Source organism: Paenibacillus aestuarii (assembly GCF_027789125.1).
Classification (GTDB): Bacteria; Bacillota; Bacilli; order Paenibacillales; family NBRC-103111; genus Paenibacillus_E; species Paenibacillus_E aestuarii.
In genome coordinates this window covers 42,220-61,349 of the sequence record NZ_JAQFVF010000002.1, presented here as the reverse complement: position 1 = coordinate 61,349, position 19,130 = coordinate 42,220, and the positions used below count along the sequence as shown (strand labels likewise).

At 53.2% G+C, this 19,130-nt stretch carries 15 protein-coding genes; 5 read left to right on the top strand and 10 right to left on the bottom strand.

Annotation, left to right across the window (positions count from 1 at the left end):
* Nucleotides 1-7 precede the first annotated feature (7 nt).
* The 5 genes from O9139_RS00655 (at nucleotide 8) to O9139_RS00635 (ending at nucleotide 8,760) form a co-directional block, all read left to right on the top strand.
* The gene (locus tag O9139_RS00655) at nucleotides 8-2,650 is read left to right on the top strand and encodes a 1,4-alpha-glucan branching protein domain-containing protein (RefSeq protein WP_270877513.1); all 2,643 of its coding nucleotides are present in this window, start codon (nucleotides 8-10) and stop codon (nucleotides 2,648-2,650) included.
* Nucleotides 2,651-2,750: 100 nt separating this feature from the next.
* Complete coding sequence (locus tag O9139_RS00650) at nucleotides 2,751-2,969, top strand: KTSC domain-containing protein (RefSeq protein ID WP_270877512.1); 219 nt, start codon at nucleotides 2,751-2,753, stop codon at nucleotides 2,967-2,969.
* Nucleotides 2,970-3,077: 108 nt separating this feature from the next.
* The gene (locus tag O9139_RS00645) at nucleotides 3,078-3,605 is read left to right on the top strand and encodes a DUF4912 domain-containing protein (RefSeq protein ID WP_270877511.1); all 528 of its coding nucleotides are present in this window, start codon (nucleotides 3,078-3,080) and stop codon (nucleotides 3,603-3,605) included.
* Entirely contained in the window at nucleotides 3,602-6,559 is a 2,958-nt protein-coding gene (locus O9139_RS00640) for a 1,4-alpha-glucan branching protein domain-containing protein (RefSeq protein WP_333742432.1), read from the top strand. The genes O9139_RS00645 and O9139_RS00640 overlap by 4 nt, the downstream gene beginning before the upstream one ends.
* Nucleotides 6,560-6,798: 239 nt before the next feature.
* Nucleotides 6,799-8,760, top strand: a complete 1,962-nt coding sequence (locus tag O9139_RS00635) for a glycoside hydrolase family 15 protein (protein ID WP_270877510.1) — start codon at nucleotides 6,799-6,801, stop codon at nucleotides 8,758-8,760.
* 128 nt (nucleotides 8,761-8,888) lie between these two features.
* On the opposite strand, the gene O9139_RS00630 is transcribed toward O9139_RS00635, so the two are convergent.
* The 10 genes from O9139_RS00630 to ilvB all read right to left on the bottom strand — a co-directional run bounded on the left by O9139_RS00630 (nucleotide 8,889) and on the right by ilvB (nucleotide 18,710).
* On the bottom strand, nucleotides 8,889-9,272 hold the full coding sequence (locus O9139_RS00630; protein ID WP_270877509.1) for a glycine cleavage system protein H: 384 nt from the start codon (nucleotides 9,270-9,272) through the stop codon (nucleotides 8,889-8,891).
* 81 nt (nucleotides 9,273-9,353) lie between these two features.
* A complete protein-coding gene (locus tag O9139_RS00625) occupies nucleotides 9,354-9,902 on the bottom strand; it encodes a peroxiredoxin (RefSeq protein ID WP_270877508.1) in 549 nt (182 codons plus the stop codon).
* A gap of 206 nt (nucleotides 9,903-10,108) precedes the next feature.
* Nucleotides 10,109-11,188, bottom strand: a complete 1,080-nt coding sequence (gene leuB, locus O9139_RS00620; RefSeq protein WP_270877507.1) for a 3-isopropylmalate dehydrogenase — start codon at nucleotides 11,186-11,188, stop codon at nucleotides 10,109-10,111.
* Nucleotides 11,189-11,365: 177 nt separating this feature from the next.
* Nucleotides 11,366-11,821: a universal stress protein gene (locus O9139_RS00615; RefSeq protein ID WP_270877506.1), complete on the bottom strand. Its 456-nt coding sequence runs from the start codon at nucleotides 11,819-11,821 to the stop codon at nucleotides 11,366-11,368.
* 142 nt (nucleotides 11,822-11,963) lie between these two features.
* On the bottom strand, nucleotides 11,964-12,233 hold the full coding sequence (locus O9139_RS00610) for a hypothetical protein (protein WP_270877505.1): 270 nt from the start codon (nucleotides 12,231-12,233) through the stop codon (nucleotides 11,964-11,966).
* Nucleotides 12,234-12,344: 111 nt separating this feature from the next.
* Nucleotides 12,345-13,541, bottom strand: a complete 1,197-nt coding sequence (locus O9139_RS00605) for an aminotransferase-like domain-containing protein (RefSeq protein ID WP_270877504.1) — start codon at nucleotides 13,539-13,541, stop codon at nucleotides 12,345-12,347.
* Between the two features lie 99 nt (nucleotides 13,542-13,640).
* Nucleotides 13,641-15,188: a 2-isopropylmalate synthase gene (locus tag O9139_RS00600; RefSeq protein ID WP_270877503.1), complete on the bottom strand. Its 1,548-nt coding sequence runs from the start codon at nucleotides 15,186-15,188 to the stop codon at nucleotides 13,641-13,643.
* A 141-nt stretch (nucleotides 15,189-15,329) separates the two neighbouring features.
* Nucleotides 15,330-16,322 carry a ketol-acid reductoisomerase gene (gene ilvC, locus O9139_RS00595; RefSeq protein ID WP_270877502.1) on the bottom strand — a complete coding sequence of 331 codons (993 nt, stop codon included), beginning with the start codon at nucleotides 16,320-16,322 and terminating at the stop codon, nucleotides 15,330-15,332.
* A 154-nt stretch (nucleotides 16,323-16,476) separates the two neighbouring features.
* Nucleotides 16,477-16,965 (bottom strand): acetolactate synthase small subunit, encoded by a 489-nt coding sequence (gene ilvN / locus O9139_RS00590; protein ID WP_270877625.1) that lies wholly within the window; start codon nucleotides 16,963-16,965, stop codon nucleotides 16,477-16,479.
* On the bottom strand, nucleotides 16,965-18,710 hold the full coding sequence (gene ilvB, locus O9139_RS00585) for a biosynthetic-type acetolactate synthase large subunit (RefSeq protein ID WP_270877501.1): 1,746 nt from the start codon (nucleotides 18,708-18,710) through the stop codon (nucleotides 16,965-16,967). Before ilvB ends, ilvN begins: the two co-directional genes overlap by 1 nt.
* Between the last annotated feature and the right edge of the window lie 420 nt (nucleotides 18,711-19,130).

Genomic DNA, 19,130 nt, shown 5'->3' with positions numbered 1-19,130 from the left:
CAGCGGCATGATGAAGATCAAAACTTTGATAGACGAGGATAAAAAAAATCAAAAAATGACGGAGGGCCCGTTCAAGGGCTTCTTGGCGCTTGTTTTGCATGCGCACCTGCCCTTTGTCCGGCGTCATGAGCCTGACGACAGCTTGGCGGCGCAGTGGTTCTGCCAAGCGATGAGCGTAACCTACCTGCCTCTGATCAAAACCATCGACCGGATGGTCCGCGATCAATTGCCATTTCGCCTCACCCTTTCGCTGACGCCAACTTTGCTCACTTTGCTTAGCGAAGGATTGTTGCAGGAACGCCTGGCAGCATACTTAGGCAAGCTGGCCAAAGCGGATGCTAGACGGGCCCGGGAGCTGATCGGGATTTACGAAAGCTGCAACGGCAATTTGATCGCAAAATTCAAGCAATATCAGGACGCCGGCTCGATCGAAATCATTACCTCCGCGGCTACACACGGCTACTTGCCACTGATGCGAACGGAAGAGGCCGTGTATGCGCAAATCGCCACGGCCGTCCGCGCATATGAGCAGTATTTTGGTCGTGCCCCGCGTGGCATATGGCTGCCGGAGTGCGGCTTCACCGCCGGCATAGACCGGGTTGTCAAACGGTGCGGCCTCGATTACTTTTTCGTTCACGAAAGTGCCGTCACCTTGGCATCGCCGCCCCCGCAGGGCGTTTGTACACCGCTGCTCACCCCTCACGGGGTCAGCGCGTTTCCGCTGGACTCGGCGTGCGCCGCGCAAGCATGGAGCGTTGCCGGCGGCGCACCGAACAAGTTCCGGCGCCGGCAGCGGCAGACGGACAGCTTTATCGAAGGCTGCCTGCAGCAGACGATGCATCATGAACAGCGGCACGGCCGCAAGCCGATCCTCGTATCCGCCTGTGATACGGCGCGGTTCGGACAATGGATGCAGGATGACCCGCTCTGGATCGAGACGCTTTGCCGTAAATTAAGTGAGGAAGGACAGCCAATAGGAATGATCACGCCAAGCGAGTACCTCCAGGGGTATCCACCCAGCGAAACCGGTTGGCTGAACGATTCCAGCTGGGGGCGGAATCAGTCGGCGGAAGAATGGCTGCAGCCCGGCAGCGCCTGGATGTACCGCCATTTGCATCAGGCGGAGAAGCGCATGATTGAGCTGACTCAAGTTTCTGAGCCAAGCAGCGAAAAGCCGCTGCTGCAGCGAGCGTTAAACCAAGCCGCACGTGAGTTGATGCTAGCCCAGACCAGCGACTGGGCGTTCATGATGAATGCGGGAACCGGCGTCGATTACGCAGTCAGCCGTACCAAAGAACATTTAGCGCACTTTCAGCGGTTAAGCGAACAAATCGGCCAGGCTCAAGTGAACGAAGAGGAACTCGCCGCCTTGGAGGAAACCGACTGCCTCTTTCCTCTCATAGACTATTGGGACTACGCGAGCATCCACCGTCCATCACCGATTCCCATCATTCCGGATCCGCAGCAATGGCGTGATCTTATCACCGAGACCAGCGGGCGGCCCCATATATTTATGCTTTCCTGGGAATATCCGCCGAAGCAGGTTGGCGGTCTGTCCCGCGCCGTTCACGAACTTTCCGAAGCACTAGCCGCCGCAGGGGAAATCATTCACGTCATCACGCCCGCCTATCCAGGGGCTCCTTATTTTGAAAAGCGAAACGGCGTTTACATTCATAGGCTGCCGGTAGATAGCTCAGGCGACACCCACCTCTATCACTGGACGTTTGAAATGAATCTCGCCATGATTGACCATCTGGTGCGCTGGAAAGAAAGCGGCGGCCGGATCGATCTCCTGCATGCGCACGACTGGATGGTTACGTATGCGGCCAGAGAGTTGAAACATACGTACGGCATCCCGCTTGTGGCCACGGTCCACGCCACGGAATGGGGCAGAAATCAAGGCACGCTCGCCACACAGCTCCAGCACAATATTCATAACCTGGAATGGCGATTAACGTACGAGGCAAACCTGGTCTTTGTGTGCAGCTCTTACATGAAAGAAGAAGTTCAGCGCATCTTTAGCCTCGCCCCGGATAAAGTGGCCGTTTATCCGAACGGCATCCGCATCCCGAATTCAGCGGCGGGTCTCATAAGTAGGCCCGATTACCTGGAAGACGAGGATAAGGTTATCTTTTTCATCGGCAGGCTCGTGTATGAAAAAGGCATCCAAGTGCTCATCGACGCCATGCCGGCCATCCTCGCGCAAATTCCGCAGGCGCGGCTGGTCATAGCCGGTTCAGGACCGATGGAAGAGGAGCTGCGCAGCCGCGCTGCACCACTCGGCGCCCGTGTTTGGTTTGCCGGCTTCGCGGATGAAGCCTACCGCCAGCAGCTGTATCAAGCGGCAGACGTTTGCGCCATTCCAAGCCTGTACGAGCCTTTCGGCCTCGTGGCGCTGGAGGCGATGGCCAGCCGCACCCCGCTCGTGCTCTCGGATACGGGAGGACTGGCGGAAATTATCCGTCACGGCATTGAAGGCTATAAGTCGCTCCCCGGACATACGGAATCGCTCTCGTGGCATATCACCGAGCTGCTGCGGCAGCCCGAATCCGCCGCCCGCATGGCTGAAAGCGCCTACCAAACTTTGCAAAGGGACTATCAATGGAGCCAGATTGCCCAAAAAATGCGTAGCGAATATCGGAGGTTCTAAACGCTTCTTTTCTGACATATATAGTACAGATTATATCCGCTCTATTTGGAATGTTTCCCTGGACGGATTTTTCAAAGACTCGTGAAAAGGAGAGAGCAGCGTGAACATCATCCCCGTGGAGTCCAAGCAGATTGCCTACGTCCAGTACGACGATCAATCTTCCAGTATGATCGTCCACTATCATACCGGATATAAAGCCTCTTACAGCAATGTCAACCAGGATGATTATCTGATGATTGTGTCCTCCACCAATCGCTATGATTCCTTAATGCGGCTGACGGAAACCAGATACATAGAAGGATCCGCGCCTGAAAAGTAAATACACAACTCAATCTCCACCTGTAACAGGGGGGAGATTTTTCGTTTTATGAACGGTATGCTACAATGTTGCTCAAAGTGAGCACGAATTCCAACTTCTAGAAAAAAGGTGAGTCCCATTTCTACCCAAGCTCTCTCCACCGATCGGCCGGATCACAGCCGCGACACCCTTCATTTGCTCGTACAATCACCATTCGTGCTGTTTGTCTATTGGCAGCTGTCAGCGAGAAAACGCGCCATGGTTCAGGAGCATTTTGCCGTCGATTGGCCGGTCCTCCAGCCTACCTTACGCATCTATGACATCAGCGGACTCTCCTTTGACGGCAGCAGCGCCAATGAAGTTTCGGAGCTTCCGCTGCCTGAAGGCGAATCTTGTTTTTTAAGCGGTTTTCGGCCTGGCGCTACGTACGTGGCGGATCTGGGCGTCAAAGGCGACCACGGGCATTTCATGCCCTTGCTGCGTTCCAACACAGTGCAGACGCCGCCTGCTGATGCGTTGCATCCGCAGCCGTTCGCGCCTGTCCCCCAACCGGTCGTCTTTCGCCTGATCAAACCGATTCATTACGACCAATTCTCCGCGTATTCGGTCTACTTGCCGAGGGCCGCGGCCCAAGAGCACGGAGGCGATGTGGAGTGAGATCTTCGTTGCAAGGCCAAGGCCATGTTGCGATCGTGCTGCATGCCCATATCCCTTATGTCCGGCAACCTGAAGACGATATCACGCTGGAGGAACGGTGGTTCTGCGAAGCGGTCGCCGACAGCTACCTGCCGTTCATCGAGATGTGCGACCGCCTCTTAGCCGATGACGTGCGTTTCAGGCTGACGCTCTCGCTGTCTCCAACACTGCTCGACCAGCTGGAGGATCCGCTCATGCAGCGCAAGCTGCGGCAGCATCTCGCCGCCTTGCGCGAGCTCTCCTCCCGCGAAGTGTTCCGCCTGTGGGGTGACGCCGATTTCGGCCCCACGGCGATCCATTATGCCGACCGCTATAGTCGGCTTGAGAAGCTTTACGACCAGCTGGGCGGCGATCTGATCGGCAAGCTGCGCAGCCTGCGCGACAACGGCTGCGTCGAGCTGATCACGTGCGCGGCGACGCATGCGTTCTTGCCCCTGGTCAAGAACGACGCGATGCTGCGCATCCAGCTGGAAGCTGCCGTGACCGAGTTCCGGCGGCATTTTGGCACCGCTCCGGCAGGCATCTGGCTGCCGGAGTGCGGCTACACGCCTGCGGTGGAGCCCCACCTGCAGGCGCTCGGCCTGCGCTTCTTCGTCGTCGACGCCCACGCCTGGGCTGTGGCGGCGCCGGAAGCGCAAGCAGGAGCGCCGCTGCGTACACGCGGCGGCGCCTGCGCCTTCGCCCGGGACCCCGAGGCCAGCGAGCAGGTATGGAGCGCGGCGAAGGGGTATCCGGGCGATGCCGACTATCGCGAATATTACCGCGATATCGGCTTTGACCTCGGCCAAGACGATGCGGCCGAGTGGGCGTACATCAAGCCCTATGTGCTGCCGGACGGCGAGCGAATTCACACGGGCTTGAAGTACCACCGCATCACCGGCCCTGCGGCCGCTGGTGATGCCAAAGCGCCCTACCACCCGGCGCGTGCCGCGGCCAAAGCTCAGCAGCACGCTGAGCATTTCGTCGCCAGCCGGGTGGCGCAGCTTCGCCGCCTCGCAGGGCAGCGGCCCGCGGCGGCCGAGCCGCCGGTCATCGTATGTCCATACGATGCCGAGCTGTTCGGCCACTGGTGGTACGAAGGCCCCCAGTGGCTGGAAGCGGTGCTGCGCGGGCTTGACGCCGCGCGCGATGCGGACGTTGTCGTGTCGACGACAACGTTAGGAGCCGCCTGTGCCTGTGCAGCGGACACGGAAGCGGAGCTTCCCGTGTCGAGCTGGGGCCGCGGCGGCTATGCCGAGGTCTGGCTGCAGCCGCGCAGCCAGTGGGTGCATCCGCTGCTGCACGCAGCGGAGGATCGCCTGGCGCGTGCGGCGCGCATGCAGCGCGGCGATGCGTGCGCACGCGCGCTGAATCAGGCCGCGCGCGAGTTGATGCTGGCGCAGAGCAGCGATTGGACCTTTATCCTCGACGCGGACACGTTTACGACTTACGCGGCTCGGCGAATTCAGGATCATGTGGCGCAATGTCACCAGCTTCTGGAGGCCATCGAACAGCAGCAAATTGAGCAGCTATCTCTTTTAACGGATGCCCGGGAAAAGTTGACGCCTTTTCTGCCAACACTGGATTTCAGAAATGTTACCTTTGCTTTTGCCGATGCACCTGACATTAAGCCCGTAACTGAGTCAAGGCCACAGCCTGTACCCATACCTTTGTCTACCCAAGTGGTTCAAGCATTGGATCTATCACGAACGAATGTTCGCAAACTGAGCATACTGATGCTCGCCTGGGAGTATCCGCCTCGCGTCATCGGCGGTTTGGCGCGAGCCGTTTGCGATTTATCCGAACAACTTGCTGCATCTGGGCATATCATACATGTTATAACGTGTTTTACCGAAGAGGCCCCCGCCTATGCCGTTGTAAACGGTGTGCATGTTCATCGTGCGCATATTCTTCAGTCCATTCAGCCCACGGGCTTCTTGGATTGGGTATTCCAAATGAACTTGGCCTTTACAGATACGATCCTGCGTCTATCCCAGCAGCTGCATTTCGATGTCATTCATGCCCACGATTGGCTCGTTTACTATACGGCAAAAGAAGTCAAAGAAACGCTCGGTCTCCCTCTTGTCGCTACGATTCACGCCACCGAATATGGGCGGAATCAGGGGAAACTGGAGACAGAGACTTCACAGCGCATCCACCGCTTGGAGGCCAAGCTGATGGCGTCAGCCGACAGACTCATCGTTTGCAGTTCTTTCATGCTGAATGAAATCCGGTCGCTCTTTGAGCCCGCAGCTGACACCTTGATCTGCATTCCCAATGGGGTGCAGCCTTTTCAACCGCCTGAGCCCGACGCCGGCTCCGTCAACCCGATTCTGTCGCCTGCCATTCAAGGCGCCGGCGTCGGGACGCGCATCATTTGCTTCTTGGGGCGCCTGGTGCACGAGAAAGGAGTTCATGTCCTCATTGACGCCATGCCTGCGGTATTCGCGCAATTTCCCAACGCGAAGCTTGTTATTGCTGGCGCCGGCCCTACTCTGCCCTCGCTGCAAGCGCAAGCCGCCGGCTTGGGGGAGCGGATTTGCTTCACCGGTTTTCTCGATGAACATGATAAACGCCTGCTGCTGCATGCGGCAGAACTCTGTGTATTCCCAAGCCTGTACGAACCTTTCGGCCTTGTCGCCCTGGAGGCCATGGCAAGCTGTACGCCTCTGATCGTCTCCGACACCGGCGGGCTTGCCGAAATTGTGGAGCACTATGTCGACGGCTTTAACGTTCCGCCTGCAGATAGAGGGGCGCTATCCCGGCAAATCATCCTTGCACTTGAACAGCCACAGCTCGCGAAAGCGCTGGCCCAAACCGGTTTAATTAAAGTTCAGACCCGTTACCATTTTCACACCATCCGCCAAGCAACAAGTGAAGTTTACTATCAACTAGCTGATAGATTCGTGCATCCGATAGGTATATTCCGGCATTAGCAGGTAATAATGCCTAGTAGTCGCAATTCTATCAATCTGAAAATACGCTCAATAGGAAACATTCAGAATTTTTTTAAAAGGGTAATTGATTAAGTGGAAAGAATTAGGTAACCTATTGGCATGCCTTGTCTAAAATGGCGTACAAGGAAGACCATACTAGAGACGCGGCAGCTCCTACCGCTTATCGTATCATGGGGTCAAGAGCCGCAATCCAAATCAACGAGTGGGGAAGTGATGTTTTGCCTAGACACCTGGTCATCGGAAATGGAAAGTTTCTTATTAACCTCGATCAACATGCTTACATGCGTGATCTGTATTACCCTTTCGTAGGTCAACTAAATCATATCGGCGGCTATCAATGCCGCGTTGGGATATGGGTAGACGGCGCCTTCGCCTGGCTGAACGACCCTGAATGGCAGTTCAAACTAGCCTATGTAGAAGATTCCCTCGTGACGGAAGTGACAGCTACGCATCCTGGGCTTGGCATCACTCTTCTCATGAACGATGGCGTGCATCAGCGCGAAGATATCTATTTGAAACGAATTCAAATATCCAATCATCACAATACCGTCCGCGAAGTCCGCGTCTTCTTTAATCAAGACTTGCTCATCAATGAGACCGAAGTTGGCGACACTGCCGCCTACTATCCGATTACAAACACGGTTTTCCATTATAAAAAAGACCGCTACTTCATGTTTAACGGCAGCACAGGCAGCGAAGGGATTTATCAATATTCGACGGGGATCAAAAGGTTCTATAACGCCGAAGGCACTTGGCGCGATGCCGAGGACGGCCATCTGATGGGCAATGCGATTGCTCAGGGCTCCGTTGACAGCACGATATCCTTCCGTTCGTTCGTGCCGCCTGAATCCAGCCAGACGCTGTACTACTGGATGACCGCCGGCAAGACACTGGAAGAAGTCAAGAAGCTGGACGCCTATGTCAAAGAAAGCCATCCCGGCAAGCTGCTGGATCGTGTCATGATCTACTGGCAGCGCTGGGCCAATAAGACTGAGCGCGATTACGGTGATCTGCCGTATGAGGTGCAGCGGCTGTTCAAACAAAGCTTGCTGATCGTCAGGACGCAAACGGATGCGAACGGGGCGATTATCGCCGCCAACGATTCCGACATTATGCAGAGCAACCGCGATCATTACAGCTACATGTGGCCACGGGACGGCGCCTTGATCGCCTACGCCATGTCCATGGCGGGTTATCAAGGGATGATTATTCCTTTCTTCAACTTTTGCGCCAATGTCCTGTCCCCAGATGGATATTTGCATCATAAATACAATCCGGACGGTACCGTCGGGTCCAGCTGGCATCCCTATATTCATTCCGGGCGCGTACAGCTGCCAATTCAGGAAGATGAAACGGCACTTGTGCTGTTCGCGCTCTGGCAAGACTTTCAGAAGCACGGAAGTCTGGAGTTTGCCCAGTCGCTCTACGGCACCTTGATCCGCCGCTCGGCCAGGTTTATGTCCACTTACATCGATCAGGAGCTAAACTTGCCGAAGCCTAGCTATGACCTCTGGGAAGAGCGCTACGGCATTTACACGTTTACGGCTTCCGCCGTTTATGGCGGACTTATCGCCGCCTCCAACTTCAGTAATCTGTTTGGAGATGAGGAACGGGCGAACCGCTATAAGCATACCGCCGAGAAAATCAAATCCGGAATCCTGAAGCATTTATGGGATGAGGAAGAAGGCCGCTTCGTCCGCGGGCTTTATATGGAAGATGGCGAATGGGTGAAAGACTATACCCTGGAAAGCTCGGTTTACGGCATTTTTGAATTCGGTGTCCTGCCTGCAGATGATGAACGTGTCGTTCGCACAATGAAAGCCAACAAAGAGGGACTTATGATCAAAACCGATATCGGCGGCTCTGCCCGCTATCATCACGATTATTACTTCCAACGCTCTACCGATATCGACCGCGTTCCCGGCAATCCGTGGATCATCTGTACACTCTGGATCGCAGAATGGGAAATCGAGTGCGCCAAGTCGCTCGCCGACCTGGAATCCCCTCGCCAAACGCTGGAATGGGTCGTCAAGCATGCTATGGAAAGCGGCGTGCTGCCGGAGCAGCTTGATCCTTTCACGGGAGACCCTGTCTCCGTCGCTCCGCTGACTTGGTCGCATGCCACATATGTGCTCACGGTCGTGAAGTATTTGAATAAGTATAAGCAGTTGGCGAAGTGATTATAGAAAGAACGCAACTAGTGATAACTGGTTCTGCGTTCTTTCTTTTTTATTTCCTGCACGGACTACAGCATTTCAAATACAAAAAAACTGCCCAAGTCATCGCATATGACTCAAGGCAGCCTCTCTTACTCTTCCGCGATCAACCGCTCATACGCTTCCGCATCCAACAGCTGTTCCAGCTCCGATGCATGCTCCCACTGAACGGTCATCAGCCATCCTCGCTCATAAGGAGACTCGTACAGCGTTAGCGTAGCCCGTTCCAGCAGCATATTCACCGCTGTCACCTTGCCGCTCAAAGGTGCGTACAGATCATGCTCGGCCTCTACTGTCTCCGCCGTGCCGAAAAAATCGCCTTGCCGCAGGTGGCTATCCCGCTCCGGAAGCTCAAGGAATAACAGCATGCCGAGCTGGGCCAAGCCGAACTCCGACAAGCCGATGACGGCCTGCTGCGCTTCAACCCGGACCCAGTAATGGTTCCTCGTATATTTCAAATGTGCAGGTACGAACATAGGCAGGGTCCTCCAAACTGAAGAAAAGCCCCTCGGCTCGCATTCGCATGCCAACCTGAGGAGCTTGTCTGATTTCAAAACTTATTTTACAACCAGGTTCTTGTCGCCTGGTTTCCAGTTCATTGGGCACAATCCGCCGGATTGAAGCGCTTGAAGCACACGAAGTGTTTCTTCTACGCTGCGGCCTACATCGTTGTGGTTCACAACTTGGTATTTCAATTCGCCTTCTGGATCGATGATGAACAGGCCGCGAAGTGCAACGCCTTCTTCTTCGATCAGAACGCCGTATTCACGAGCAACGGATTTCGTAAGGTCAGCAGCAAGAGGGAATTCCAATTTGCCAAGTCCGTTGTCGTTCACAGGTGTGTTGATCCATGCTTTGTGCGTGTGGATACTGTCAATAGAAACACCAAGGATTTCTGTATCCAGTTCTTTGAACTGGCCAGCAGCTTGGCTCAATGCTGTAATTTCTGTAGGGCATACAAATGTGAAGTCCAATGGGTAGAAGAACAATACTAACCATTTTCCTTTATAATCGGACAAAGATGCTTTACCAAAACCTGTGCCATCGCCCAGGGCTGTCTCCATTGTGAAATCTGGAGCTTGTTTACCAACTAAACGCTCTGCCATTTGAATACTTCCTCCTCTAATCTATCTTCTTCGTTTAAAATGGTAACATCGGTCGAAACGAAAGTCAATAATTAGACTAAATATTTATTAATAATTATTTTAATTTTGTTAAAATGATGAACGTCTTCATTTTCGCGGGCGCTTTCATGTAAAAAAAGCTTACCGTCAGCGTGCAAAGTGGCACACAGGCGGTAAGCTTTTGCTTCTTATTTACGCATTGCGTTCACGATCAGATCGCCCATGGCAACCGTACCGATCGCTTGGCTCTTATCAACGGCGATATCGCCAGTGCGGTGTCCCGCATCCAGCACTTCTTTCACAGCGCGCTCAATCGCTTCCGCTGCATCGTGGTAGCCGAATGTCAGGCGGAACATCAAGGCAACGGAGAGCACCGTAGCGATCGGGTTCGCAATCCCTTGTCCGGCAATGTCAGGAGCGGAGCCGTGCACCGGTTCGTACAGGCCGAAGCTGCCTTCACCCAGCGAAGCGGAGGACAGCATGCCGATGGAGCCTGTCAGCATCGCTGCTTCGTCACTCAGGATGTCGCCGAACATATTCTCGGTGACAATGACGTCGAAGCTCGACGGACGGCGCAGCAGCTGCATCGCGCAGTTGTCGACCAACACGTGCTCCAGTTCTACGTCCGGATAATCGGCAGCCACGCGAACAACCGTTTCACGCCAGAGACGGGAAGTTTCCAGCACGTTGGCTTTATCCACGGAAGCCAGCTTCTTGCGGCGCGTTCTGGCGATTTCGAACGCCTGACGGGCAATACGCTCCACTTCGTTTACATTATATACGCAAGTATCTACTGCTTCTTGGCCGTTCGCGCCCTCACGGCGGAACTTCTCACCGAAGTAGATCCCGCCAGTCAGCTCGCGCACAACGATCAAGTCTGTGCCTTCCAGCACCTCAGGCTTCAGTGTTGAAGCTTCTTTCAAGCAATCAAAAATGACTGCAGGACGGATGTTCGAGAATAGTCCAAGCGCTTTGCGAATGCCAAGAAGACCTGTCTCCGGACGAAGCTCCTTCGGATTGTTGTCCCATTTCGGTCCGCCGACAGCTCCGAGAAGAACTGCGTCAGCCGATTTGCAAACTTGCAGCGTTTCTTCCGGCAGCGGCGTGCCCTTCTCGTCAATCGCAATCCCTCCGAATAGAGCGTGCTCTGTTTCGAATTGATAGCCAAACAGTTCCTCCGTACGCTTCAATACTTTTTCCGCTTCAGCAACGACTTCCGGACCAATTCCATCTCCTGCGATTACAGCAATTTTTTTCACATCTGCCATGACTCTATTTCACTCCTAAGATTTGCTTTAGTAATATGCTGACCTTATTGTAACAAGATTATGGGCATCTCACTAAGATATAAAAGCTATCGTGTCTATAGGTATCACCTATAAGAAACGATAAATAAAACCATTTAAAGCTGTTACGCTTCAAATGGTTCTGGATTGGCTGTCCCATTATGCAGGCTTCATAATCATAAAAACAAACAAAATGACGCCGATCGTAGAGGCTGCATAGAAGTAATTTCTTGCCCGCGTCCAGTTACGGCGCTGTTCCGCAGGAAGTTCACTCGCCTTCGTGTTCGTCGGATCCAGCACCCACTTGGCCAGCTTCTTATGGGCCGGCGTCGCGAAGCCGATCGCAATAATTTGGATCAGCACGTAAGCGACAAGCGAACCGATCAGCCATGTTTGCATAAAGGAGCCGTAGCTGCCTACGAACAGAAGCACGATCCCGGTTATGACGGCAATCGATCCCCCGATTTTCGGAAAAAAGTCCAGTGGCTTCCCTGCGCGCATGGAGGAGCGAAGTTCGTCAAGCGTTTGGTTTTTACGCAGCAGCACATGAGCAAAAAACGTTGGGCCAACACCAATGATTGCTGAAAGCACGTGGATCAGAACGAGCAATTTCATAGCAGAGCATCCCTTCCTTCGTTGGATGAATATTGGACATTTCATCAACTACGATACAGGTCGGAAGGATGTCAGCTCCATGATTAATTTACTAATACTGGATTTCACAGCCAGTTTCACACATTAAATTTCAGTCAAGATTTCACAATTTGGAGAGAAGGATCGAGCCGCCGATACCGATTATGGATAGCCAGAAGAGGTAAGAACGCAAAATTTTGCGCAAAAAAGTATCCTGACTCTCCATCAAGCCTTGATGATCATGCTCCATATTCAAATCTGTAGCCGCTCCGGGCATCGTATCCGTATTGCTCATATTTGTAAAGCCCCTTAGGCCCACGCCCTGTAGAAAGCAAGCGATGATCAGTAAGGTCAGCGATCCCATGAACAAGTAATCCGATATTTGTCTGAGCATACAGCACCTCGATTCCATTTATTGTCATATATTACGTCACAAATAATGGAAAAGTTGCTCATTCGCAAAAAAAAGCACCCAAAGGCCCCATAGCCCTGGATGCTTTCATATCTATACATTTTGCAAATAGGATTCCATCGCTTTCGCCAACATCTGCATCCCGCGGGCTGTGGTCTCCCGGTTCGTATGCGTGTAGTTTAAGCGCATCGTGTTATACTTGGGATTCTCCGCGTAGAACGTGGAACCCGGAACGAACGCGACGCCTTCTTGAACGGCGATCTTAAGCAAATCCTCGGCCTTGATCGCCTCCGGCAGCTCAACCCAGATGAACATGCCGCCTTTCGGCTTCTCCCACTTGAGACCCGGCCAGTTCAACTCTTCGAGCAGCCCGGTCATGTACTCCATCCGCTCACGATAGTTGGCACGGATCAACTCAATGTGCGCATCCAGATCAAAATGCTCCAGCAGGTGGTACAGCGTTTGCTGGTCGATCGAGCTCGAATGCAAATCGGCCGACTGTTTGAATCTGGCCATCTGGCGGATGATTTCCTGATCTGCGATAGCCCAGCCTGTCCGGAATGCTGGTGCAACGGTTTTGGAGAACGTGCTCGTGTAGATCACACCGCTGCCTGTAGGCGCTCCAGCCAGGGAGAAGATCGTCGGGTAAGTCTCATCGCCGTGGAACTGGATTTCGCCATAAGGATCGTCTTCCAGGATCAGCACTTCGGCAGCCTGGCACAGCTCCAACACGCCTTGGCGCCGTTCTACACTCCATACCCGGCCCGCCGGATTGGAGAACGTCGGGATGACATAGATTAATTTCGGATTATACTTGGCGATTTTCGCTTGCAAATCCGAGAGAATCATACCATCGCTATCGCTGTCAACGGAGTAGATTTTCGCACCTTTGGCTTGGAACACTTGGAGCGCTGCCAAATATGTAGGTCTTTCTACTAAGATGACATCGCCTTCGTCGATATAAACGCGGGTGAGCAAGTCAATGACTTGCTGCGAGCCTGTCGTCAGCAGCATTTCATCTGGCGTGACGTGCATATTTTTCGCGGCCATCCGGCGGCAGAGCGTTTCCCGAAGCGGCTTGTAGCCTTCCGTCAGCCCATACTGCAGAGCGGATTTGCCGCCTTCGGTCACGCGTTTGAACGCCTCGCTAACGGCATCCAAGGGAAAAAACTCTTCGGCGGGCAATCCGCCGGCAAAAGAGATGATCGAGCTGCCCTGCGTCAACTTCAAAATTTCCCGAACTGCTGACGAGGAAAAGCCTTCTAACGACTTGGAGAATCTATATTTCATAACGAACGCATCCTTTCGTATTTGTAGAAAGCACCTCCGCTCGAGTTGAGGTGAGGTGCTTTCCTGAAAGATTGTTGATGAACAACCTTGCTAGCCTGGCTAGATCAACGTCACGTTGCTTCTGTTGCTAGTCGGTGTTTTGCGCTTGTCAATAAGTCTATTTACAGCATCCAAATAAGCTTTGGCGCTCGCTTCCAAAATATCGGTCGAAATGCCGCGGCCTTGAACGGAAACGTCATCTTGCTTAAGGACAACATGCACTTCACCGAGCGCGTCTTTCCCGTGGGAAACGGACTTGATGGAGTAATCGTCCAGCTCGACTTCTTCTTTGGTCGCTTTATCGATGGCATTATAGATCGCGTCTACGGAGCCGTTGCCGACTGCGCTTTCGGCGATTTCGCTGCCGTCCTGCAGACGCACATGAATCGTCGCTGTCGGTGTCATTTGGTTGCCGTAGGCAACCTGCAGCGCACCAAGCGCGAACACTTCCGGCGTGACGATAAGCTTCTCTTCAATCAAAGCGCGAATGTCCTCATCCTCGACCTGTTTCTTGCGGTCCGCCAAATCTTTAAATTTGGCGAATGCCACATTGAGCTGCTCATCGTTCAGCTCGTAGCCAAGATCGATCAGCTTCTCACGGAACGCATGGCGTCCGGAATGTTTGCCCATGACGAGCTTGCTTTCCTTGACCCCGATCGTTTCAGGGGAGATGATCTCATACGTCGTTTTCTCTTTCAGCATGCCATCCTGATGGATGCCGGACTCATGGGCGAACGCGTTCGCGCCGACGATCGCCTTATTGCCTGGCACCACCATGCCGGTCAGCTTGCTGACCAGGCGGCTGGTGCGGTAGATCTCGCTCAGCACAAGCGATGTCTTCGCTTGGAAGAACTCCTGGCGCGTCTCCAGCGCCAGAGCCACTTCTTCGAGCGAGGTATTGCCCGCCCGCTCGCCAATGCCGTTGATGGTGCCCTCGATCTGATCGGCACCATTCAGCACGGCAGCCAGCGCGTTCGCCGTAGCCATGCCCAAATCGTCATGGCAGTGCGCGCTGAGCTGGATCTTCTCGATGCCTGGCACGGTGTCCTTCAGCATCTTAAAGATGTTGCCGTAATCGTACGGCGTCATATACCCGACCGTGTCGGGAATGTTGACGACCGTAGCGCCGGCGCGGATAGCCATCGCGGTCATCTCCGCGATGAAGTCCAGCTCGGTGCGTCCCGCATCCTCGAGCGAGAACTCGATCTTGCTGAAATACTTCTTCGCGTATTTGATGGCCGATTCCGCTGTCTCCAGAACTTGATGCTTCTCCATGCGCAGTTTATGCTGGCGGTGGATCGGCGACGTCGCGAGGAACAAGTGGATGCAAGGATCTTGCGCCCCTTGCAGCGCTTCGCGCACCGCTTCAATGTCCTGCTCCCGCGAGCGGGAAAGTCCGATGACGGAGGCGTTCTTAACCGCCCGCGCTACGGCGTTGACACCGGCCAAGTCCCCCGGTGAAGCCGCTGGAAAGCCGGCCTCCATGCGATCGATCCCCAGTTTCTCCAACTGCAGGGCGATTTCCACTTTCTCCTGCACGTTCAAGTTGACTCCCGGCGATTGCTCCCCGTCCCGGAGCGTCGTATCAAAGATGTAAATTTTACGCACGATGTCACCTCCTGAGAGATTTATGTCATTATGTGAAAAAAAACTTACTCGGCTAGATAGTATTCACAGGGAGCGATCGGGTAAACCTTAGCCCGATCACTCCCTGTGAAGATCATACGTATAAGTGCTGAAAATTAGTTATTATTTTTTGATCCAGTGCATCATTTCACGCAATTGTGCGCCAACCACTTCAATTGGGTGTTCGGCTTCGTTGCGGCGCGTTGCGTTCATGAACGCATTGTTGGATTGGTTCTCCAAGATGAAGTCGCGTGCAAATTTGCCTTGTTGGATATCGGCAAGCACTTCTTTCATCGCTTTCTTCGTTTCTGCTGTGATGATGCGAGGGCCAGTTACATAATCGCCATACTCCGCTGTGTTGGAGATGGAGCTGCGCATGGAAGCCAGACCGCCTTCATACATCATGTCTACGATCAGCTTCAACTCGTGCAAGCACTCGAAGTAAGCCATTTCTGGCGCGTAGCCAGCTTCAACCAATGTCTCGAAGCCTGCTTTAACCAACGCAGTTGCACCGCCGCAAAGAACAGCTTGTTCACCGAACAGATCTGTTTCTGTCTCTTCGCGGAAAGAAGTTTCGATAACCCCTGCGCGCGTACAGCCGATGCCTTTGGCATAAGCCAGACCGATTGCTTTAGCATTGCCGGTAGCGTCTTTCTCGATTGCGATCAGACCAGGAACGCCGAAGCCTTCCACATAAGTACGGCGTACCATGTGACCAGGGGACTTAGGAGCAACTAGGAATACATCTGTACCTTCTGGAGCTACGATTTGCCCGAAATGAATGTTGAAGCCGTGGGAGAACATCAACGCTGCGCCTTTTTTCATGTTAGGTTGAATGGACTCACGGTATACGCGAGCTTGTGTTTCATCCGGCATCAGAATTTGAATCACATCCGCGCGGCTTGCTGCTTCATCAACAGATACAACTTCGAAACCATCGTTTTTAGCTGTGTTCCAGGAACGGCCTTCACGAAGACCGATGATGACATTCAAACCGCTGTCACGCAGGTTTTGTGCTTGTGCATGGCCTTGGGAACCATAACCGATAATTGCGATTGTCTTACCTTTCAATACCGCTAAGTCTGCATCTTTTTCATAGTAAGTAGTAACTGCCATTCGAATAAATCCTCCTTTAATATGATGAATCCGTATTTTCTACCCCTTGAGTGGGTGTTTCAGCGGTTTACCCGTTTGAAGCGTTAAAGAGTATCCCGCTCAAAGCCCCACTCAAGGAGGCCTTGCCTTGCGTTTTGAGTTACCGATCGGCTGCTTATCGCACGGAACCGCGAATCATCGCTGTAGCACCTGTGCGGGAAAGCTCGCGGATGCCGTATGGACGAAGCAATTCTACCATGGCATCTATTTTATCTGAATCTCCGACAACTTGCACGATAATTGAGTTCGGCCCGATGTCAACCACCGCTGCGCGGAACGTTTCGACAACGCCCAGAATTTCCGGACGGTTGGCCGGCTCGGCATTGACTTTAATCAGCGCCAGCTCTCTGGCAACCATCGGATTGGAGCTCAAGTCAATGACCTTGATGACATCGATCAACTTGTATAATTGCTTGGAGATTTGCTCCAATGTGTTATCGTCTCCAGTGGTTACGATAACCATCCGGGAAAGTCCGAGCTCTTCGGACTCCCCGACGGTGATGCTTTCGATATTAAAGCCTCTGCGTCCGAACAAACCGGATACACGCTGCAGAACACCTGGCTGATTGTTTACGAGTACGGATACTGTATGTTTTGTCGTCATCATTCCGAATCCCCCATTAACATGTCGCTGATCGTGTCTCCCGCCTTCACCATCGGGAAGACGTTCTCGCCCTTAGGAACGACGAATTCTACCACGACCGGTCCCGGCGTATCCAGCGCTTCCTGCCATACTCGGTGCGCTTCTTCTTTGGTTTTGGCGCGCAAGCCTTTGACCCCGTAAGCTTCGGCAAGCTTCACGAAATCCGGGCTGCCGGCCAGATCAATGTGGCTGTAACGATTGTCGTAAATGATTTCCTGCCATTGACGAACCATGCCCAGCACCTGGTTGTTAATGATGACTACCTTGACAGGAATGTTGTTGATCGCACAGATCGCCAGCTCCTGCGCACACATCTGCATGCCGCCGTCGCCATTGATGGAGATAACTAGCTTATCCGGATTCCCCATCTGTGCACCGATCGCGGAAGGGAAGCCGAAGCCCATCGTGCCCAAACCGCCGGATGTTACGATCGAACGCGGGTTCTTGAACTTGTAGAACTGTGCAGCCCACATTTGGTGTTGACCCACATCCGTCGTTACAATCGCTTCACCCTTCGTTGTCTCGCTGATCATCTCGATGACGTACTGCGGCTTCAACTCGCCATTGTCATCGTTATATTTCAGCGGGAAGTTCTCTCTGTTCGCTTGCATCTCAGCAATCCATGCTTTGCTTTGGGCTGGTCTGGCTTTCGTGTTGGCATACGCCAGAACAGCTTTCACATCGCCGACGCACGGGATATCGGTCCGCACGTTCTTGCCGATTTCCGCCGGATCCACGTCGATGTGCGCAATCTTCTTCACCTTCGGCGCGAAGCCATTTAGGTTCATCGTGACCCGGTCATCGAATCGGGAACCGATCGAGATCAACAGATCCGCGTTTTGAATCGCGGTGTTCGCGGTATAGGTGCCATGCATCCCCGGCATCCCCATCCACAGCTCGTGGCCGCTTGGGAAACCGCTAAGTCCGAGCAATGTCGTTGCAATCGGGATTTGCGTTTTGTTTACAAACTCCATCAGCTCTTCGGCAGCATCCGCATAGACCACGCCGCCACCCGCGATAATAACAGGACGCTCCGCTTCTTCAATCGCTTTGAGCAATTTATCGATTTGCAGCTTATTCGGCTGTACCGTCGGATTATAGCCGCGGATGCTGACTTCCTTCGCTGGCTTGAAAATCACCTTATTCGCCGATACGTCTTTCGGGATATCGATGAGTACAGGACCTTTACGACCAGTGTTGGCAATGTGGAACGCCTCGTGAATAATCCGCGGCAGATCCTCGACGTCACGCACCAGGTAACTGTGCTTGGTAATCGGCATCGTAATGCCTGTAATATCAGCTTCTTGGAAAGCATCCGTCCCGATAAAGGAGGTCGCTACGTTACCCGTTATAACAACGAGAGGTACGGAATCCATATAGGCGGTAGCAATTCCTGTCACAAGATTGGTAGCCCCCGGTCCGGATGTTGCGATACATACGCCGACTTTGCCCGTCGAACGAGCATATCCATCCGCAGCGTGAATGGCTCCTTGCTCATGTCTTGTCAATAAGTGGTTGAAATCCGAAAAGCCATGCATCGCATCGTAAATGTAGAGCACGGCGCCACCCGGATATCCGAAGACGCATTCCACGCCCTCCAGCAGCAAGCTTCTCAGCAAGATTTCGGAACCTGTAATCAGATCCGGCTGCTGCAGCTTTTCCATCAATTCTTCTTTTGACCGTCTTGGCTCAGTTTGTACATTCATTGTGATCCTCCTCTCGAATAGTCAGTCTCCTGTGAATTATCAATCTTTTTTGAATAAATAGAAAACCCCTCTCACCCCGGACACGCACGTAACGTGTTCAACGGGACGAAAGGGGTTAAGCTTCCGTGGTACCACCCAGATTTGTTAGGAGCCTCACAGCTCATAACCTTAGCAGGTATGCTCCGTCAGGAACAATACCCTCAGCACGGTAACGTGTGCTATTCCGATTTTCCCTACTACAATAACGGTTCAGGAAAACAGCTCCGAGGTGACTTCGTAGGCAAGGGGTTAAGGCGATGGTTGCAGCATTTCCAACGCTCTCTGAGCATAACGACCCTTATTACTTCTTCCTCTTCATAGCCGATTCAATCGTGTCGATCACCTTATAGTGATGATTTAGAGATAATTATATGCATCCCT